Source organism: Bacillus sp. (in: firmicutes) (assembly GCA_012842745.1).
Lineage (GTDB): Bacteria > Bacillota > Bacilli > Bacillales > Bacillaceae_J > Schinkia.
Genome location: DUSF01000056.1, coordinates 273,817 through 292,029, shown reverse-complemented (window position 1 = coordinate 292,029; position 18,213 = coordinate 273,817). Strand labels below are relative to the sequence as shown.

At 35.7% G+C, this 18,213-nt stretch carries 22 protein-coding genes and 2 riboswitches; of the genes, 7 read left to right on the top strand and 15 right to left on the bottom strand.

Translation table 11 applies throughout. From position 1 onward, the window contains the following. Nucleotides 1-121: 121 nt before the first annotated feature. The 3 genes from GX497_16480 to GX497_16470 form a co-directional block, all read right to left on the bottom strand. On the bottom strand, nucleotides 122-502 hold the full coding sequence (locus GX497_16480) for a hypothetical protein (protein ID HHY74786.1): 381 nt from the start codon (nucleotides 500-502) through the stop codon (nucleotides 122-124). Nucleotides 503-528: 26 nt separating this feature from the next. Beyond that, entirely contained in the window at nucleotides 529-1,269 is a 741-nt protein-coding gene (locus GX497_16475) for an EAL domain-containing protein (GenBank protein ID HHY74785.1), read from the bottom strand. Nucleotides 1,270-1,361: 92 nt separating this feature from the next. Continuing rightward, nucleotides 1,362-1,445: riboswitch (cyclic di-GMP riboswitch) on the bottom strand. Nucleotides 1,446-1,529: 84 nt separating this feature from the next. After that, nucleotides 1,530-3,269: a HAMP domain-containing protein gene (locus tag GX497_16470; GenBank protein HHY74784.1), complete on the bottom strand. Its 1,740-nt coding sequence runs from the start codon at nucleotides 3,267-3,269 to the stop codon at nucleotides 1,530-1,532. 698 nt (nucleotides 3,270-3,967) lie between these two features. Between GX497_16470 and GX497_16465 the strand changes: the two genes are divergently transcribed. From GX497_16465 to GX497_16445, 5 genes are all read left to right on the top strand, one after another. Beyond that, complete coding sequence (locus tag GX497_16465; protein HHY74783.1) at nucleotides 3,968-4,405, top strand: GNAT family N-acetyltransferase; 438 nt, start codon at nucleotides 3,968-3,970, stop codon at nucleotides 4,403-4,405. Between the two features lie 97 nt (nucleotides 4,406-4,502). Next, the gene (locus tag GX497_16460) at nucleotides 4,503-5,000 is read left to right on the top strand and encodes a hypothetical protein (protein HHY74782.1); all 498 of its coding nucleotides are present in this window, start codon (nucleotides 4,503-4,505) and stop codon (nucleotides 4,998-5,000) included. An 87-nt stretch (nucleotides 5,001-5,087) separates the two neighbouring features. After that, nucleotides 5,088-5,333: a hypothetical protein gene (locus tag GX497_16455; protein HHY74781.1), complete on the top strand. Its 246-nt coding sequence runs from the start codon at nucleotides 5,088-5,090 to the stop codon at nucleotides 5,331-5,333. Nucleotides 5,334-5,348: 15 nt separating this feature from the next. Continuing rightward, nucleotides 5,349-5,831 carry a hypothetical protein gene (locus GX497_16450; GenBank protein ID HHY74780.1) on the top strand — a complete coding sequence of 161 codons (483 nt, stop codon included), beginning with the start codon at nucleotides 5,349-5,351 and terminating at the stop codon, nucleotides 5,829-5,831. A gap of 36 nt (nucleotides 5,832-5,867) precedes the next feature. Beyond that, nucleotides 5,868-6,086 carry a hypothetical protein gene (locus tag GX497_16445; protein ID HHY74779.1) on the top strand — a complete coding sequence of 73 codons (219 nt, stop codon included), beginning with the start codon at nucleotides 5,868-5,870 and terminating at the stop codon, nucleotides 6,084-6,086. Nucleotides 6,087-6,138: 52 nt separating this feature from the next. Here the strand turns inward: GX497_16445 and GX497_16440 are convergent, their stop codons facing one another. The 4 genes from GX497_16440 to GX497_16425 form a co-directional block, all read right to left on the bottom strand. Further along, complete coding sequence (locus tag GX497_16440) at nucleotides 6,139-7,509, bottom strand: diguanylate cyclase (protein ID HHY74778.1); 1,371 nt, start codon at nucleotides 7,507-7,509, stop codon at nucleotides 6,139-6,141. 136 nt (nucleotides 7,510-7,645) lie between these two features. Beyond that, complete coding sequence (gene sulP / locus GX497_16435) at nucleotides 7,646-9,403, bottom strand: sulfate permease (GenBank protein HHY74777.1); 1,758 nt, start codon at nucleotides 9,401-9,403, stop codon at nucleotides 7,646-7,648. A 115-nt stretch (nucleotides 9,404-9,518) separates the two neighbouring features. Continuing rightward, nucleotides 9,519-9,860 carry a winged helix-turn-helix transcriptional regulator gene (locus tag GX497_16430; protein HHY74776.1) on the bottom strand — a complete coding sequence of 114 codons (342 nt, stop codon included), beginning with the start codon at nucleotides 9,858-9,860 and terminating at the stop codon, nucleotides 9,519-9,521. Nucleotides 9,861-10,019: 159 nt separating this feature from the next. Beyond that, nucleotides 10,020-10,187, bottom strand: a complete 168-nt coding sequence (locus GX497_16425; GenBank protein ID HHY74775.1) for a hypothetical protein — start codon at nucleotides 10,185-10,187, stop codon at nucleotides 10,020-10,022. 220 nt (nucleotides 10,188-10,407) lie between these two features. Here GX497_16425 and GX497_16420 point away from each other — a divergent pair, with 220 nt between their 5' ends. After that, nucleotides 10,408-11,346, top strand: a complete 939-nt coding sequence (locus GX497_16420; protein HHY74774.1) for a cation transporter — start codon at nucleotides 10,408-10,410, stop codon at nucleotides 11,344-11,346. Nucleotides 11,347-11,387: 41 nt separating this feature from the next. On the opposite strand, the gene queE is transcribed toward GX497_16420, so the two are convergent. The 4 genes from queE to thpR form a co-directional block, all read right to left on the bottom strand. Beyond that, a complete protein-coding gene (gene queE, locus GX497_16415; GenBank protein ID HHY74773.1) occupies nucleotides 11,388-12,107 on the bottom strand; it encodes a 7-carboxy-7-deazaguanine synthase QueE in 720 nt (239 codons plus the stop codon). Then, entirely contained in the window at nucleotides 12,100-12,588 is a 489-nt protein-coding gene (queD, locus tag GX497_16410; protein HHY74772.1) for a 6-carboxytetrahydropterin synthase QueD, read from the bottom strand. Before queD ends, queE begins: the two co-directional genes overlap by 8 nt. 7 nt (nucleotides 12,589-12,595) lie before the next feature. Next, nucleotides 12,596-13,261 (bottom strand): 7-cyano-7-deazaguanine synthase QueC, encoded by a 666-nt coding sequence (gene queC / locus GX497_16405; GenBank protein HHY74771.1) that lies wholly within the window; start codon nucleotides 13,259-13,261, stop codon nucleotides 12,596-12,598. A gap of 56 nt (nucleotides 13,262-13,317) precedes the next feature. Next, nucleotides 13,318-13,361, bottom strand: a riboswitch (PreQ1 riboswitch). A 30-nt stretch (nucleotides 13,362-13,391) separates the two neighbouring features. Then, nucleotides 13,392-13,985: an RNA 2',3'-cyclic phosphodiesterase gene (gene thpR / locus GX497_16400; protein ID HHY74770.1), complete on the bottom strand. Its 594-nt coding sequence runs from the start codon at nucleotides 13,983-13,985 to the stop codon at nucleotides 13,392-13,394. Between the two features lie 80 nt (nucleotides 13,986-14,065). On the opposite strand from thpR, the gene GX497_16395 reads away from it, so the two are divergent. Continuing rightward, nucleotides 14,066-14,362, top strand: a complete 297-nt coding sequence (locus GX497_16395; protein ID HHY74769.1) for a hypothetical protein — start codon at nucleotides 14,066-14,068, stop codon at nucleotides 14,360-14,362. Between the two features lie 267 nt (nucleotides 14,363-14,629). Here the strand turns inward: GX497_16395 and tatA are convergent, their stop codons facing one another. The 4 genes from tatA to tatC are packed head-to-tail and all read right to left on the bottom strand — an operon-like array spanning nucleotide 14,630 to nucleotide 18,096. Beyond that, nucleotides 14,630-14,830, bottom strand: coding sequence for a twin-arginine translocase TatA/TatE family subunit (gene tatA / locus GX497_16390; GenBank protein ID HHY74768.1), 201 nt, complete (start codon nucleotides 14,828-14,830; stop codon nucleotides 14,630-14,632). A 33-nt stretch (nucleotides 14,831-14,863) separates the two neighbouring features. After that, on the bottom strand, nucleotides 14,864-16,579 hold the full coding sequence (locus GX497_16385) for a GMC family oxidoreductase (protein ID HHY74767.1): 1,716 nt from the start codon (nucleotides 16,577-16,579) through the stop codon (nucleotides 14,864-14,866). 23 nt (nucleotides 16,580-16,602) lie between these two features. Then, nucleotides 16,603-17,358, bottom strand: a complete 756-nt coding sequence (locus GX497_16380; protein ID HHY74766.1) for a gluconate 2-dehydrogenase subunit 3 family protein — start codon at nucleotides 17,356-17,358, stop codon at nucleotides 16,603-16,605. Nucleotides 17,359-17,361: 3 nt separating this feature from the next. Further along, the gene (gene tatC / locus GX497_16375; GenBank protein HHY74765.1) at nucleotides 17,362-18,096 is read right to left on the bottom strand and encodes a twin-arginine translocase subunit TatC; all 735 of its coding nucleotides are present in this window, start codon (nucleotides 18,094-18,096) and stop codon (nucleotides 17,362-17,364) included. Nucleotides 18,097-18,213: the final 117 nt, after the last annotated feature.

Genomic DNA, 18,213 nt, shown 5'->3' with positions numbered 1-18,213 from the left:
AAATTATTGTATCATACAACATCATTGAAAAAAACAGCTCATATACTATTCAATAAAAGGAAAATAAGGCCTACCCACTTCCCGAGTAAGCCTCTCATATATTATATTATTATTCACAAAGCTAATTAATCATTTCTTTTTTATGTATAACGCCCAACCCTTCTAAAAGGGTAATTGCATCTTTATTTAAGTAATCCACTACATCATTTTTTAAAAACAATTTTGCATTATTTTTGACGATTAATTTAATGGAGGTCAAATCGAAATTATTGGCATATGAATTTAATGCAAGCAATAAAGACATTTCCTTTCGTGATAACGGCTCTCTCCCAGATTCCAATTGATCGTTAATAAGTTTAAGCAATTCTCTAGCATTGCTTTTCAGTAAAAATTTATGATCCTTTAACACTTCAATATTACTTTCAATAAGTTTCCTTGTTGTAACAAAGTCTAATTCTTCCACATACTTATTTATTTCTTTTATTAATTCATCTACTTGCATGATAATCCACCCTTACCTAAATTATATTATAATGAACTATGATAAAGTGGCATAGGTTCGCCTAAAATGGCACCTTGACCATAAGATATTCCTAATGACTTGGCTGTTTCTAAATCCTCAAATGTTTCAATTCCTCCCAACATTAGTCGAATATCATTTCCACAAAAATGAATGAGTCTTTTAATACAATCTTGTTTCTCTTTTGATTGTGATAAATTATGAGACAACCCTTTATCTAGCTTTATAATATCAGGTTTGGTGATTGAATTCGTTGTTAATGTTAAAGCTCCATTAGCAACATCGTTTAAGGCTATTCGGTAGCCTGCTTTTTTCAAAGATTGAATAGTTTCTTTAAAAATAGCAAAATCCCCAATAGTCTCCAACCCCTTAATTGCAATAATAATCCGATTATGAGCAGTAACAGGATTAACCTTAATAAAGTCTAATAGGAATGGGGAAGCTAGGTAAATAAGTGTGGACGGAAATATGTTTATGAACAACGGGCAACCATTTCCTTTTAATGATTGTGAAAAAGCATAAATAGACTTTTTAATTGATAAAAAATCTAAATCGAACTTTTTCTGTTTTTCCTCTGCTATTTTCAATAATGTAAAAGTATCATAATTTTTTGAACGCAATAACGCTTCGTAGCCGTAACATTGATTTGTTTTTAAATGATAAATGGGCTGAAACACATGATAGATTTGTCCGTCTAGTTGATGCAGCAACTTAATGTTATCATTTTTCCCTATATGGGTAACAGACATTTTTTTCACTCCAGATAAATTTTCGCATTAATCAATTATAAAATTCAAAAAAGAAAACCACCTGGAAAAAAAGGTGGTTTTCTAACCATCTTTTCGGGAACCCGGCGACCATAGTTTAAAACTTTAGGCCCGTAGCTTTGCGTCCCTATCTTTCAATAGGTTTGCCGTTTCGAAGATTCGTTTAAATTTTCTATTTGGAAATTACCAATACAATAATAAAAGAATTTTGCAATTTTGTCCATTATTTAAATGAACATTTTTTAGATTTTAAATTTTGTTACGATTTCTTGCAAGTCTTGTGATAGTTCACTCAATGTTTCACTAGAAGCTGTAATTTCTTCCATAGATGCTAGTTGTTCTTCTGAAGAAGCAGCTACCGCTTGCGTTTTTTTCGATGATTCTTTTGCTATAAGTGCTAGCTGTTCAACAGAAGCTGCGACTTCTTCGGTATTTGCCGAAATTTGTTCAGATGTTGCTGAAACCTCCTGGATTTGTCTATTAACATGTTCAACAGCATCCAAAATTTGTTGGAACACTTCTCCAGTTTGATGGATGACCTCTTTTCCAACCTTAACTTCTTTTGTGCTTTCATCCATCTCTTGTCTTGCCGTCTCGGTTCCTATTTGAACTTCTTGAATTAATTCAACAATTTGCGTGGAAGAAACTCTAGATTGTTCAGCCAACTTGCGTACTTCCTCGGCAACAACAGCAAAGCCTTTTCCATGTTCCCCGGCACGTGCTGCTTCGATGGCAGCATTTAAGGCAAGTAGGTTTGTTTGGTCAGCGATATCTGTGATGACTTCAATAATATTCCCAATCTCCTGAGAAAGTTCAGTTAATTGATTAATAGCACCCATCGTGTTTTGTGTACCTTTTTCAATTGTATCCATTTGTTGGATGCATTGTTGAATCGAGTGATTACCTTTATTAGACAAAACTGTGGCATCCTCAGCTGAATCCTTAACAGTAGCAGAAAACTCAGCAATTCTTTGAATACCGGTTGAAATTTCCTCCATTGCAACAGCACTTTGTTCCGAACCGGAAACAGTTGCTTCCGAACCACTAGCAACTTCTTCAATTGCAGCTGTAATTTGCTCCGTCGCTTTTACCGCTTGGTCGCTAGTTGCATGCAATTGTTGTGAAGATGCTGCTACAACTTGTGCACTGCCATTAATTTGCTGGATAACATTTTTTAGATTTTCTTCCATGCGATTGAAAGCACTAGCTAATAGACCGATTTCATCTTTATTTTTTACATTCAATAATTCAATTGTTAAATCTCCATCGGCAATTTTTTCAGCTCGTTTTGCAATTTCAATAATCGGTCTCGCAAATGAGTTAGCAAAAATTAAGACGATGACTACCCCAACAGCAAGCGCGGCACCTAAGGAAATAAACAACGTGTATAAAATGTCATTGGCACTGCCGTTAAAATAAGTCATATAGTTACCAGCAGAAACGTACCAGCCCCAATTTGGATCCTTTTTAGTATATGTAATTTTCGGTTCAATTTTATTAGGGTTGTTTGGTAATGGATACTCGTAAACGGTAAAGCCTCCACCTTGGTCCCCTTGTTTAATAAAATCTTGGATATAAAACACGCCATTATTGTCTTTCGAATCCCATGCATTTTCGCCTTCTCTTTTTGGATGCATCATAAAGTTTCCGGCATCATCTATTGCAAAGAAATACCCGTTCTCGCCCACCTCAATATCAGGATTAATTGGACGAGTACCATCATTTTGCAAGTCCCCTAGAACACCTGATTTAAAGGACTCTTGCGCTTCTTCTAGCGTTAGCTTCCCTTTTTCTACATCTTTATTCAAAATTTCGATTATTTCGAGTGCTAAATTAACATTATTTTTTAACCTTGCTTTACCATGTTCTTCTAGATGTGATTTCGATATTTCATACCCAATAAAACCGATAATAAGACACGGGATTGCTAGTAATAGTAGTGTTACAGTTATTAGCTTTGTTCTAACCGTTAACTTAAACATTTTTTCCCCTTTCTTCACAACTATTTATAATCTACTTATAAAAATAATAGTATTTTTACTATGTAAAAGCAATATACATATAAAAGATATTATCGTTAAAGGGAATTATTTCTCCATGATGATAATCACACTCTAGTAAAATTTTCATAAATTTAAACTATGATTGGTTGATTGCTCCATTGCGAAGTTTTACTTTCTCTATCATCAATATTAAATTGCAGCCCATACTGCTGAAGGCTTTCTACCTCTTTACTTCAGACAATCCATCCTATTGCCTCTATAATATTAATATTGGTCTAGTATAGAAGTCTTAATTTTTAAAATTAAATCAGACCTTGTTGGCAGTTTGACATTTGATGTAAAGCGAACTCCCCCAAGACCGATATCCTTTTTCAGAACTTGGAATAATCGGAAAAGGCAGTCCAATAATTTCTTCTTCCTCCACTTAAAGTTCCTCCTTCAAAAGACATTTGCGCCCCCATGCCATAAACAAATACGGTAACTAGCTGACATTCCGAAATGGAGTAGTCCCTATAGCTTTAGGACCATTAATTGGCTTATGCAATTTTTTCATGATAGACTGTCTGTGAGAGTAAACCGTTGATATTTCATGGAACCAATTTCTTATTTTTTTCATGTAATGTATGTATAAGCATCGGTGACAAACGTATAAACAAATAGGTAAAGGTGGTTTCAAGATGATTATCCGCAAAGCCAATGAATATGAGGTAAACCAATTGCTGAAGTGGTCTGTATCGTTAACGGATGAACTATCCGTAGGTTATATGAAAAGTAACAAACACTTGACATATGATATGGTAAAAAATGTGCTATCTAATGGAGGCTATTACTTAGTTTCTCTAAATGGCGGGAAAATTATTGGCTGGATTTTGCTTGGAATTGACCGGAATTTCTATAAAGACGAAACGATTGGCTTTCTTTATGAATTATATGTGTTCCCGCCGTATCGAAAAAATGGCATTGGAAAGTTATTAATGGGACGCGCTATTTCGAATTTTCGAAATGCTGGTATAACAAAGGTTCAATTAAATGTATTTGCTGGAAACTCAGCCAAAACAATGTACGAAAAGCTTGGATTCAAGGAAGTGACGACATTAATGGAGAAAGAAATCTAGAGGCTACATAGCCTTTTGACGACAGATAATAAGTACTATCTTGGTTTTCGAAGCATATACTAGCAAGAGTAATTTTTTCTGAAGGGAGTGGGTTGTCATGTTCCCTTGGAGCCATCATGAAAATTTTAATGAGTATGTCAAACAACTAATGAATTTAAGACCAAATGAGGTTGATCAATTTATCAAAAAAACGATTGAAGATAATGTTCTAAATAAGTTACCGTTTACTCCCCAAAATAACACAACAGAACAAACAAGGAATAATACAACCTCTGCCTTCACAAAAAAAGACGTTACACCTCAAGCCAATACAAAGGTAGACCCCCTTAAAATAAACGTATTTGAATCTCATGAAGATGTATTTATCCAGCTCCCTGTTAAACATAAAAATGATTTGCGAGCAGGAAAAATATTTTATAATTCAAACCAACTAATTATAAAAGATATTCCAAATATCGGCGACAAGCATAAAGTTTTATTACCTGCCATTGTTCAGCAGCGCGGTGCACGAATACATCATAAAAATGGGATTCTACAAATAAAAATACCGAAAGCCGATGATATTCAATTTACGGAAATTGACTTAAATTTTTAAAAAAGTAATTTAAGTAGGAAGAAACATTACTTTTTTAAAAAAATATTGCATATAATAGCAGTAATAATTAATTAGGGTGGTTTTGTTATGGCCATTGCCATCAATTTTGTATCGGTTGTTGTTAATGCACAAAATAGAAATTCGACGATATCAATGGGAGAGGTGTTACAATCGAACTGGAATTCCCATCAAAAATCCAATTTTGGAATTGGTTTTTCCGTCGGCAACACAGCTGAATTTAATAATATCATTAATATTCTAGATAGTGATCTCATTGATATGCCACTTCAAGACAGTGATGTTGTACCATCAGCCCAAAATCAGTCACTATAAGGAGGGATAGGCTTCGTGAAAGCGAAAATTGAAGTAGGAGATCTTCACGTTCAAGCAATCACAACGACATCGGGCATTTTCATTTCCCAAATCAATTATGCAAATGGGTGGAGAACACAAACAAAGTCTAATTCAGGGTTCGGAAGTATCGTTGGTGATAGTGATACAATAGAAAACTGCATTTTTATTGTATCTGACGATGATATCATTGATTCAGCAATGGAAGATAATAGTATGTTAATTAGTAATAATAAAAAACCAGAAAACAGTGACACCATCATTCATTTTAACGGGATTGAAGTTGAACTGCAAAGTACAAATGCAGCGATTTCGATTGGTGATAATAGCCAATCCGGTTGGGTGACACGTTCTAAAAGCAACGAAGGGAATGGACGTTTTAGCGGGGATACAGCCCTTCTTCATAATAAAGTATTCATTGAAGATAAGGATATCGTGGATGCCCCTATTTATGACCGTCATCTTAACACCAATCTTTAGAAGTGATTTGAGTTTTGTAAATTAGGGTGATTAGTTTTGAGTGAAGAAGAAAAAGTTACTTGTGTAAGATGTTATCAAGTTGCGGGGGATAAAGACCAATATTGTGTGAAGTGCGGGGCGCCATTAGTAAACCGCTGCTCAGATTTAAAAACAGCAAAAGGAAAACATGGCTGTGGACATGTGAACCGGCCTGAAGCACTATATTGTGCAAAATGCGGCACAGAAACCATTTTTAAACAGCAAGGATTATTATAGCACTTTTCCAACGTTACAAAAGCGGAAAAGTGCTATTTTTCATCTGCTAAATTCATGCTTTTTTCAACTGTTTCTTTCGTATATTTTTCTTTCTTGATTTTGTTTTATTAGCTGAAGAGTTATATTGTGTTATTTGGTTACGACCATTTTCTTTAGATTTATAAAGCGCCTGATCAGCGAGCGTAATTAAGTGAGCAGAATTTCTATTTCCTATCGCCGGGAACATCGAGGCAACACCGACACTTATTGTTAGAAACTTGTTGACATAAGAGCTATGATGGGGGATCTCTAAATCAATCACAGCTCTCCTTAATGTTTCCGCTTTCGAAAAAGCAATTTCTTCATTTTGCTCTGGTAAAATGACCGCAAACTCCTCGCCGCCGAATCTAGCAACAATATCAGATGTATCTCCAAATAGCTCTATTAATTTATTTGATATTTTTTTTAGACATTGGTCTCCTCGAAGATGCCCATACGTATCATTATAATTTTTAAAGTAATCGATATCAAAAAGAATAAGTGATACTTGCTTCGCATCATTTTGAGCCTTGGTCCAAATCGTTTCTAACGTCTGGTCAAAATAACGACGGTTATAAATGCCTGTATTTCCATCTAAAACTGCCAATGATTCCATTGTCGAAAATTTTTCATTTAATTCGAGCCTCATTGTATTCACATTTTTGATAAGCTCCGCTAATTCATCCTTTTTATTGTACTGTGGAATATCAACAGAAAAATCCTTTTTTGTATAGGCTTTCACAGTTTTATTTAACGCTAAAACCGGCTGAATAATGGCTTTAATTTGCCGATTGATGATAAGAGCATTTAATAAAATTAAAACAATTGATAAGGCAATGAGAATACTTTTTGCCTCCTTAATTTTGCCGATATATAAATTTCTGGAACCATCGCGTAAATTCCCAATTAAAACGAGTGTTTCTTCTAGTGAATCTCGGAATTCTTCAAAAGCTGCTTTTGAGTCTCCAAGCGATTCAAGGCTTGGCTGTTGACCGTTCTTCGTCATTTTGACGAGCTTCAGACCATGTTGTTCCTGCCAATACCTCCCTTTTTCAATTATCACACTTACATGACTTTTAATGTCTGGTTTATCCTCCACCTTCTCTAATAACAGTTGAGAAGCTTCATTATAATCATTCAAGCCATCATGAAACGACTCAAGGAAAACGTTTTCACCTGTGAGGTTAAATGCCCTTTGTCCACTTTCTTGGTTTAATAATGATTGGTATAAAGTGTGCAATGAAGTTTCAATTTCATCTGCCTCAATTTGCGATTTAGCATTTGCCGTAAAATGATGATCAATTTCCCATATACAAAAAAATACAAAGGCTATGAAAATAAGTCCTGAAGTGGTAGATGTAATGAATAGGTTCCGGCCAATTCTCCCAAAATTGAAATATTTCATTCTTTTTTCTCCTACTTTTCCTTTTATTTCATTTTACAAAATAATCCAAGATTAATATAGGATATTCTCAGACCGTCACAAAATGTTCGAATTTAATAAAAAAACGCTCAGAGTTTTTTCACTCTGAGCGTTTTCATTAAATAATTTCTTGTCTATCTTTGCTCCCTGCTTCAACCTCGACACGATTGGAAAGTTGGGCACACTCCCGAAAGGCAAAATGCTTACAGCCGATACATTTATTCTTCTCAATTTCTTGTATTGCATAATCGATTGCTTCCCCTGTATGATTAAAAAAGTGGTTTTCAGCTATTTCATCATATAATCCCGATTTTTTTAAAATCTCTATTAATGACGAAATAGCCCCTGAAATAAGGACAACACCGCCATGCTTTTTAAAATGCTGAACAATACTTCTTAAATTGGCTTCCCCTGTTGTATCCATAAAAGGAACTTTCCCCATCCTTAAAATCAATACATGTGGTTTGTAGTTAATCGTCTCCGTAATCCGCTGTTCAAAAAGCTGGGCAACGCCGAAGAATAAAGGACCTTCAACCGTAAATATACTGACTTGCGGACAATCATGAGCATCATTTACTACATGTGGTTGTACTGGCTGATTTTTCTGGGAATGGTCAGGCAACACTTTCGAAACAACTGGCATTTCGCTCATTCGTTTTACAAATAAAATTATCGCTAATACTAGCCCTACTTCCACTGCTGTTGTTATATTAGCAAAAACCGTTACTAGAAATGTTACTAACAGAACAAGTGAATCTCCTGTTTTCAATTTTAATATATGCGAAAAATGCCTTCGTTCACTCATATTCCAAGCAACAATCATAATAACTGGCGCCATACTAGCTAATGGAATATTAGAAGCATATGGAGCGAAAACTAATAATGTGAATAAAACGAAAAGACCATGGATTACCCCTGACAATGGTGAAACAGCGCCAGTTTTTATATTTGTTGCTGTTCTGGCGATTGCACCTGTCGCTGGTATTCCCCCAAATAATGGCGTAACGATATTCGCAATACCTTGACCAACTAATTCCCGATTACTATTGTGACGGCTATTTGTCATTCCATCAGCAACAACAGCTGATAAAAGTGATTCAATTCCTCCTAGAATAGCAATAACAAATGCTGGTGCTAGTAATCTATTAATCTGTTCCCATGTTATTTCCGGCATTTGAAATTGAGGGAGTGTACTAGGGATATCCCCGAAAGCCGTGCCAATTGTCGCAACCTTACCGGAAAAAAAGATAGACGCAATAACTGTAGATACAATTAAGCCAACTAAGGACCCCGGTACTTTCGGTAAAATCTTTGGCGTTATTAATATAATAAATAAGGAAATAAGCGCCGTTATTACGCTGTAAATGTTAATTGTACCAAGATGTGAAACAATTTCTTTCATATTGTCAAAAAATTTCTCGTGATTTTGAAGACCTGTCAATCCTAAAAAATTAGCAATCTGTCCTGTAAAAATAATAATTGCAATTCCTGCGGTAAATCCAATCGTTACAGGACGTGGTATAAATTTAATCAAAGAACCTATTTTGAAAATCCCCATGAGACAAAGCATAATTCCAGCCATAAATCCAGCTAATAATAAATCCTCGTAACCATAGGTAATTACAATCCCGAACAATACAGGTATAAATGCACCAGTAGGTCCACCAATTTGATATTTCGAACCACCTAATAATGAAATAAGAATCCCGGCAATAATCGTCGTATAAATTCCATACTCCGGCTTTACACCTGAGGCAATAGCAAAACCCATCCCAAGTGGAATGGCAATAATTCCAACAATAAGTCCTGAAATAAGATCTTTTTGAAAATGTTTCAACGAATATCCTTCAAATCGCTCAATAAATAGGCTCTTCACTTACAACCCTTCTTTTCTAATTAAACTTTCTCCACAGAACATATCTGCAAAAAAATCTAATAGTAGATTATTTTTCCCCCAGCATTTATGTTCACTTTTTTCATTTAAGCATTGTTCATGCATTGCTTGATTGCTGCTCATCTAGTTCCTCTAAAATTGTAATCGTATTAATTAAATGGTTGTTAAAAATCCCTTTAGCCACATCTAACAGTTCATTTATTGCTGGATCCCTAAGAGAGTAGACAACCCTTTTGCCATCTTTTACACCAACGACTATATTTTTATTCCTAAGCACACTAAGTTGTTGGGATACAGCTGAGCCTTCACTATTCAGGCAACTTTGGATTTCATTAACACTTTTCTCCCCTTCCGTTAGTAATTCAAGAATTTTAATCCTTAAAGGATGTGCCAAGGCTTTGAAAAACTCTGCTTTAAAGTGTTGCATATCATTCCACAAAAATTTATCCTCCTAACTAAAACGGTCATATATATTCAAATATCTGAATATGTATGAATGAATTATACCTCTGTCCACAAAATTTTTCAAATACATTTTAAAAAAAGTGCAAATTTTCCTAAAGTTTTTAAATAATAAACCATATATACATTATGTTAACTAGTTATTGCTATCCTTTATTTTCCTTTTTTTAAATACAAAAACAGCTTTTTCCGCATTTTCAATTCTATCGATTGGTTCGTACCTATACTCATTTTCCTCATCATCAAGCAACGACCAAAAAATTGCAAAGGTAAAAATAATTATTAATAAAATGAAAAATTCCATTAAAAAACCTCCCTTCTCACTCATTATTGATAAAATATTCTAAATTGATACGTAAATAGTAATAATTATTGTTTTTTAATATATTGATAAACTCTATATTAATTATTATTTCAAATATCCATTATGATTCTTATTCTCAATTGTAAAAATATTTTCTCAATTAAAATTGACAACCCCGCCTAGCAAGAAGTATGATTGGCAATGAAGGGAGAAGAAAAAAATGAAAAGTTATGATTACCACCACCTTAATCATGTGAAGGAACAACATGAATCAAAGAGAACATTATGGATTACTTTAATCCTTACTCTATTTTTCACATTAGTCGAAATTATTGGAGGGATATTATCCAATTCCTTAGCCCTATTATCAGATTCTGCGCATATGTTATCCGATGTACTTGCTTTAGGGTTAAGTATGGTTGCTATTTATTTAGCAACACGGGAAGCGAATAATAAATATACGTTTGGCTTCCTTCGATTTGAAATTTTAGCATCATTTTTAAACGGACTTGCTTTAGCAGTCATCGCTATCGGAATATTTATTGAAGGGATTAAAAGAATCATTAATCCAATGGAGATTGAATTGGGATTAATGTTGGGTGTTGCCGTTATTGGCCTAATTGTAAATATTGTCCTTACAATCGTATTAATTCGCAGTACAAAGAAGGAAAATAATCTAAATATTAAAAGTGCGCTTTGGCATTTCATTGGTGACTTATTGAATTCTGTTGGCGTTATTATTTCCGCTATTTTAATTTATTTTACAGGTCTTATGATTTTTGACCCAATTATCAGTATTGTCATCGGCGGTGTTGTTTTCACTGGTGGTGCAAAAATTATTCGGGAATCTTATCTTATCTTAATGGAAACAGTGCCGGAAAAATTTGATCTTGATGAAATTCGTGCGGATATTAGAGCGGTTGAAGGTGTTGAAGATATTCACGAATTACATTTATGGACGGTTACAACAGACCACCATTCCTTAACAGCACATGTATTCATAAGAAAAGACAGTCAACCTTTTACCGTTGTCTCATCAATTACCGGCATGTTAAAAGATAAATATGGTCTTGAGCATGTAACTGTTCAGGTTGAACATCCTACTATAAACGAACACGGACAATATGGAGATGATTTTTTAGGTGAACGCCTTGATTAAGAAAAAAAGCGCTTTTCGCGCTTTTTTTGGCTTTTGTTTTCTTAAACCCCTCTTTTATTCCCCCACACGAGCGCATGGAGCTGTGGCAATACTTTGACATCATTTAATTTCGGGCTTTCAACAACTTTTTGAATAAGCCATTCATATTTTTCTAGCATTTTTTTCGTTAAAGAATCATTATTAACAGTTGTAGTATCATCATTACCAACTTGCAGAAAAAAAGGAACATCACAATACCGTTCATGAATTCTTATGGCATAGTCAAAATCAATGTCATCAAATACAACGACTTTTAAACTTGCATTATTAATTTCACGAAGATTTTCCACTATCATATCAAGAATCTCAAAATCAGTTTCCATCCCAGAGCTTGGCGGTTTTGGAGAAAGTGTTAAATCATCAATATCTTTCATCCACTCCTGCCATCTAGACCCTTGGGTTTCAAGGGCAATCTTCATTCCTTTATCCTTCAATAGATTAACAAATTCACTAATGGAAGATAGTAAAGCTGGATTACCACCTGAAATGGTAACATGATCAAAACAATCCCCACCTATTTCCAATAGCTTCGCCCATATTTGCGCTGTTGTCATTTGCTTTATCTCATCTTTAGCCGATCCATTCCATGTAAAAGCGGAATCACACCATTTGCAATGATAATCACATCCTGCTGTTCGAACAAACATTGTCTTACGGCCAATTACAGCTCCTTCTCCTTGGATAGTTGGTCCGAATATTTCCAAAACGGGGATTTTATTCAACTTCCATCCACTCCCTTTTCGCTTCCGCATAGCTTGTCGGGGTTTCATACAGTCTTACAAATTCAACCCGTGCACCAAAGTACTTATCTTGTCTTTTCTCCAGCGCCTCTTTCATTTTTTCATAAATCCAAACAACCATGTTTTCTGCGGTCGTATTCATTTTCGGAAGTGTTTCATTTAAATAGCGATGATCTAAATATACTTCAATTTCTTCTTTCCAAATTTCTTTAATATCCCCGAAGTCAATAACAAGGCCAATTTCATTCGCATAGCCGCTTATTCCAAACACTACTTTATACGTATGACCATGAAGATTTTTACATTTTCCATCATAACAGTGCAAATGATGGGCTGCATCAAATGTGAATTCTTTGCTTACGAGCACACGTTTATGATGATATTTTAGCTCGCTGCGATGAATATCTTTATCTATTTTTTGAAGATCCTCAACAATTCTGAAGCCGAAAATTTTGTTTTCCATCTTCATCTTATTCAACCCCCTCTGTAAGAGAGTTTACATATTGATCTAAACCAGCTTTGCGAAGCTTACATGCCGGGCATTCGCCACAGCCATCAGCGATCATGCCGTTATAACAAGTTAACGTTTTTTCACGAACAAAATCCAACACACCAAGCTCATCAGCTAGTTCCCAAGTTTCTGCTTTATTGATCCACATTAACGGTGTATGGATTACAAACGTCTCGTCCATTGAAAGATTCAACGTAACATTTAATGATTTAACAAAAATATCACGGCAATCTGGGTAGCCGCTAAAATCAGTTTCGCACACACCCGTAATAATGTGCTTTGCACCGACCTGGCTTGCTAACACCCCTGCAAACGATAAAAACAAAAGGTTTCTACCAGGTACAAAGGTATTCGGAAGTTCGCCTTCTTCACCAGCTTTTACTTCAATATCATCTCTCGTTAAAGCATTAGGTGCTAACTGATTCAACAATGACATATCCAATATATGGTGTCTCACACCAATTTCTTTAGCAATATTTTTAGCCACTTCTATTTCTAAGCGGTGACGCTGATTGTAATCAAAAGTAACGGCTTCTACTTCTTTAAATTGCTTTAAAGCCCAAAATAAACATGTTGTACTATCCTGCCCACCGCTAAAGACGACGATGGCTTTATCATTTTTCATATTTTCCAAACTCCTTTTTCAACAGAAAAAACAGCACCCCTAAGAAAGAATGCTGTCCCTCCTTAGTTTTTTTGAGAGGGTAGCTAAGAACCTCTACCGTTTGAAAACGGATTTTTATCAATTACTTTTACTATACCATATTTTTTGATATTGGTGTGAAACATTCTTTTCCAAGTTGATATGTTTGAACAACTTCATATCTGGGTTTTCTATTCGGAAATACTTGGTAAATAATAACTTCATTGACCTCCATATTCTGCATTTCCCTATATTCTTTTCTAATCTCAGCCATGCCTTCAATACCGTTGTCCCCTGTCCATTTTTTTGCAAGTGTAATGTGCGGACGATATTCTCGGTTTTCTTTTGCAAATCCAATTCTAGCGGCGCATTCCTCAACCCGTTGCTGTAATATTGTCAATTGATTAGTTTTTTCAACCCCAGCCCATACTACACGGGGCTGTCTAGGGTTTCCAAACGTGCCGATTGTTCCAACATTTAAAGAAAAAACTTCTAACTGTTCAATTTCTTTTAACTCAGCTTGCAATTGCAAAAGTGCTTCTGAATCCACCGGACCTAGAAACTTTAAGGTGATATGCAAGTCTTGTTGATGTGGCCATTCTTTATATGATAATTTTTGTTGCAAATCATTTTGCCAGCTTGAAAAATAATCTTTCAACAAATCTGGGAGCGGAATCGCAATAAAATAATGCGGTAGTTTTGACATAAAATCCTCCAATTATTATTTTAAATCATTCAAATAATATAGTATGATAATGATGAACGACGATAAGGAGTAGGTTAAATATGCCAAGAGCTTTGATTCATTTTACATTCTTTTTCTTCACTCTTATTGCATTATCTGGTTTATGGATGCGATTATTCTCTATCCAACCAAATAGCACAATTCCTTATACGAATGTTTTGCATGGTCATTCCCATTTAGCTATTTTAGGATGGGCTTTTTTAGGGGCTTTTATTATTTTCTTGGCGGTATTTTGGCAAACCATGCTAGAAAAAAAACAAGCAAAAGCACTAGCATATACCCTCTTTATCACCTCTTCTATCATGTTCATTGCCTTTTTATACCATGGATTGATATAGGTACATCTAGTACCGTGCTAGCTATAATCGGCTGCATTGGACAATGGCTCGGAGTTATCTTTATTATAATTTATGACAGGATTTTTTCTCAATGAAGTATTATTGTTTGGTCAAGGATTGCTTGAGTGGCTCACGCTTTCTAGGTTTCCTTATTATACAGAGGGGCTCTTTTTTACAAGTGGATTGTTATTAATTGGTGTTATAATGCTTTGGAGTTCGTTTATATTTGAAAAACAGCACCGCAAAATTTGATTTGCGGTGCTGTTTTTACGCTTTCACTTTTGTTTTTTCTTCCTTATCCTCGATTTTAAATTCATCTGTCACATCATCAACGATATCTTTTGTTGATGATTTAAATTCTCTTAACGTTTCACCAATGGCTTTTCCTAATTGCGGCAGTTTGGCAGGACCAAATATGATTAAGGCAATGACCAAGATTAAAATTAAACCTGGAACACCAATATTCATCATCGTTACTCAACTCCTTTGTTTAAAAGTGAATTATACTAACAAGCCTCCTTGTTTAAGATATTTTTCTATCCCCTCTGCTGCTCGGTATGCTAGAGCACCGACTGTTGCAGTTGGGTTGAAGCCAGAGTTATGCGGAAAAGCGCTTGCTCCAGGGATAAAAACATTTTGGAAGTCCCACATTTGAAGATAATTGTTCAATACACTTGTCTCGGGCTCGGCACCCATAATCGCGCCACCAGTATTATGAGTCGATTGGTAAGGCACAATGTTGTAAGGCCCTCTTTTGTTGCTCGTAATAACTTTATCTGCTCCCATTGCTTCCATGATTTTTCCAGCTTGCGTACCTGTAAACTCAATCAATTTTCGGTCTTGTTCCTCGAAATCAAAGGTAATCCGGAGGAGCGGGTTGCCGTAGGCATCTTTGTATGTTGGATCTAAGTCAAGATAATGGTGGCGGTATGGCATTGATGACCCTTGCGACCCAATATTCAACGTGCGGTTTGAATATTTAAGCGATTGCTGTTTAAACTCTTTTCCCCAATTTCGTTCTGCATCTAATGTTGAATTATTGGCGATTGGCCGTTTTCCTGTCTGAGTGATAGAGATGACCCCGCCATGAATGAACTCCAAATCACTATGATCAAAATTATCTCCATTGAAATCATCCAATGCCGCACCTAACGCTCCAGCACCAGCGTATAGATTAAATTCTTTATTTTCAAAAAAGCCTGTTGCAGAGGCGCCCATTGTTTGATAAGCATAGTTCTTGCCAACAACACCGCGACCAGTATCGGGATTATAAGCTGTTCCCATATTCGAAACGAGCAGTAATTTTACATTATTCAAGGCATAACTTGTTATCGCAACTACTTCTGCTGGTTGAATAAATTCTTCACCTGTGTTTGTATCAATATACAAAACACCTGTTGCTCTCTTTCCATCGTGTAAAATTTTCATCGCATTCGCATGGGTCCTAATTTCAAAATTACCTGTTTCTTTTGCGACCGGAAGGACCGTTACGATTGGATCTGCTTTTGCTCCAAATTCACAGCCAAATCGCTCACAAAAGCCGCAATATTGGCAGGCTGCACGTTCAATGCCATCAGGATTTTTATAATTTTCCGATAAATTAGCTGATGGAAGTCGATAAGGATGTAAACCTAGTTTTTTTGCACCATCCATAAATAGATTAATAGCCGGCGTTGATTTCATAGGTGGTGTTGGATACGGATTAGACCGTTTTCCATGAAGTGGATTTTCCTCACCTGAAATCCCACACATTTGTTCAAATTTATCGAAATACGGCTCGATTTCATCCCAAGTAATTCCCCAATCTTGAAGTGTCATATCAGCAGGGATTTTGTTCTTCCCATAGCGTTCGATTGTTTTTGTTTTAATTTCAAAATCGTATGGTAAGAAGCGGACGGTCATACCATTCCAGTGCGCGCCGGCTCCACCTAGACCATCACCTAATAAAAAAGAACCATATTGCCGCATTGGCAACGCTCTCATTTTTGTATTATTTCTAAACGTGATTGTTTCTTTTGATAAATCTTGCATCATTTCAAAACGGTTAGCAAAGCGAAGCTCATCATGCCCCATCAGGAAATCTTCCGTTTTTCTTTCTTTGCCCCTTTCTAAGCCAACCACTTTATAGCCCTTCTTTGATAGTTCAGCAGCGACGATGCCACCTGTCCAGCCTAAGCCGACGACGACCACGTCTGTTTTTGGTAGTTCTTTAGCCATACTATCACGTCCCTCTCTTTATCTTAATGTTGATGACCTTGATGCTGAGAATTTAGACTTGCAGGCTTAATAACATGAAATGTAGCGTCCTCAATGATTTTTGTATAAGACATTTGGTGTCCAGGGTAGTTTTTCATTTTCCATCCCTCCATTTGGTAGTTTCCACCATACATTGGGTCTGCATAAACACCTTCAATCGTTACGGATCTTAATTGGGAAAAGAAATAGGAAGCGGTCACACCCTTCAATTCAACTTGATCCGCCTCAAAGGCTATTAAAATCTCATCCTGTTGCTCAGGAGCTAATTCTTCAAAAGGTTTTTGATACGTTTTCATGCTATGATCATGCAGGCCTTTTAAGCCGATATCAAAAATTTGCTGGCGATTTAAATGCCCTTGATAACCTTGCGTCGCCTCCCCTTTGATAAATGGACCCATCGTATATTCCTTCCCTCTTGTTCCCCATGCACTTGCCAATTGATGGTCAATAAAATAAGCAACATTAAGTTTTTTAGCACCAGGGCCATTTTCATCTTCAGGAAAAACTCTTTCGGCTGCAGCGTCCACAATTCGATATTGTTGTGGACTAAAGTACATCAATGCTCGATTGGCATTGTTTTCAACTATTTTTTCAACTGGTACTTCCTTTGTAACTTCCTTTGTTTTTGTAAATTGGCTCGTAATGCCTGCACCGATAGCGAGACCACCGATGGTGAAGCCAGAGTTTTTCAGAAAGCTCCTTCTCGAATACTTTTTTTGTACTTCTTTTTTTCCTTCCATCCATTACCCCTCCGTTTTCTTATTCTTTTTTTGAATAGACCATTGTGAACACAAAATACTAATCTCAAATAAAAGGATAAGAGGAATGATGATTAAGATGTCTGAGAGAAAATCCGGCGGTGTTACCGAAACGCCAACGACAACTAAGACGAAATAGGCTAGCTTCCTCATTTTTTTTAACTTATAAGGGTCTAAGATTCCTAGTTTCGTTAGAAATAAGACGACAACAGGCATTTCAAATATAATACTAATTGGAAAAACAACATTGAACATGAAGGTAAAATATTGCGCGATCCCATATGTTTCCATTGCCCCAATGCTCTGGTTTATGTTCGACATGAAATTTAGAACAAGCGGAAACACAATATAATAGCTAAATGTGACCCCAACAATAAATAAGAAGAAGGAAAGTGGAACATAAAACAATGTGCCTTTTAATTCTTGTTTCGTTAGCCCTGGTTTAACAAAAGCCCATGTTTCAAAGAGGAAGACTGGTAGAGTAAATAACAATGCAACAATAAATGCACATTTGAAATAAATGAGGAATCCGTCGCTAAATCCAAATACATTCCAGTCAATTTCTACGGATGCGGCCGTTTTTATATAATTTAAAAGCTTTCTTGAAAAAATAAATCCAAAGGTAAGGGAAACTGTAAAAACAGAAATAACAATTATGAGCCGCTTCCGTAGTTCTGATAAATGCTCAACTAATGTTAGTTCTTGCTCAGTATTTTCCATGCTGATCACCCATTTTTTCATGATGATACTAACATTTTATGGTTATATGTATTATGAATTCGTTTCCATTATGCCCTATTTAGTAAAATAAGCTTCAGCAAAAAACAATAAAATCCG

Coding starts and splice junctions, on each gene's coding strand:
- GX497_16480 (HHY74786.1), bottom strand. CDS start 502: ATGCAAGTAGATGAATTAATAAAAGAAATAAATAAGTATGTGGAAGAA.
- GX497_16475 (HHY74785.1), bottom strand. CDS start 1,269: ATGTCTGTTACCCATATAGGGAAAAATGATAACATTAAGTTGCTGCAT.
- GX497_16470 (HHY74784.1), bottom strand. CDS start 3,269: ATGTTTAAGTTAACGGTTAGAACAAAGCTAATAACTGTAACACTACTA.
- GX497_16465 (HHY74783.1), top strand. CDS start 3,968: ATGATTATCCGCAAAGCCAATGAATATGAGGTAAACCAATTGCTGAAG.
- GX497_16460 (HHY74782.1), top strand. CDS start 4,503: ATGTTCCCTTGGAGCCATCATGAAAATTTTAATGAGTATGTCAAACAA.
- GX497_16455 (HHY74781.1), top strand. CDS start 5,088: ATGGCCATTGCCATCAATTTTGTATCGGTTGTTGTTAATGCACAAAAT.
- GX497_16440 (HHY74778.1), bottom strand. CDS start 7,509: ATGAAATATTTCAATTTTGGGAGAATTGGCCGGAACCTATTCATTACA.
- GX497_16425 (HHY74775.1), bottom strand. CDS start 10,187: ATGGAATTTTTCATTTTATTAATAATTATTTTTACCTTTGCAATTTTT.
- GX497_16420 (HHY74774.1), top strand. CDS start 10,408: ATGAAAAGTTATGATTACCACCACCTTAATCATGTGAAGGAACAACAT.
- queD (HHY74772.1), bottom strand. CDS start 12,588: ATGGAAAACAAAATTTTCGGCTTCAGAATTGTTGAGGATCTTCAAAAA.
- queC (HHY74771.1), bottom strand. CDS start 13,261: ATGAAAAATGATAAAGCCATCGTCGTCTTTAGCGGTGGGCAGGATAGT.
- thpR (HHY74770.1), bottom strand. CDS start 13,985: ATGTCAAAACTACCGCATTATTTTATTGCGATTCCGCTCCCAGATTTG.
- GX497_16395 (HHY74769.1), top strand. CDS start 14,066: ATGCCAAGAGCTTTGATTCATTTTACATTCTTTTTCTTCACTCTTATT.
- tatA (HHY74768.1), bottom strand. CDS start 14,830: ATGAATATTGGTGTTCCAGGTTTAATTTTAATCTTGGTCATTGCCTTA.
- GX497_16385 (HHY74767.1), bottom strand. CDS start 16,579: ATGGCTAAAGAACTACCAAAAACAGACGTGGTCGTCGTCGGCTTAGGC.
- GX497_16380 (HHY74766.1), bottom strand. CDS start 17,358: ATGGAAGGAAAAAAAGAAGTACAAAAAAAGTATTCGAGAAGGAGCTTT.
- tatC (HHY74765.1), bottom strand. CDS start 18,096: ATGGAAAATACTGAGCAAGAACTAACATTAGTTGAGCATTTATCAGAA.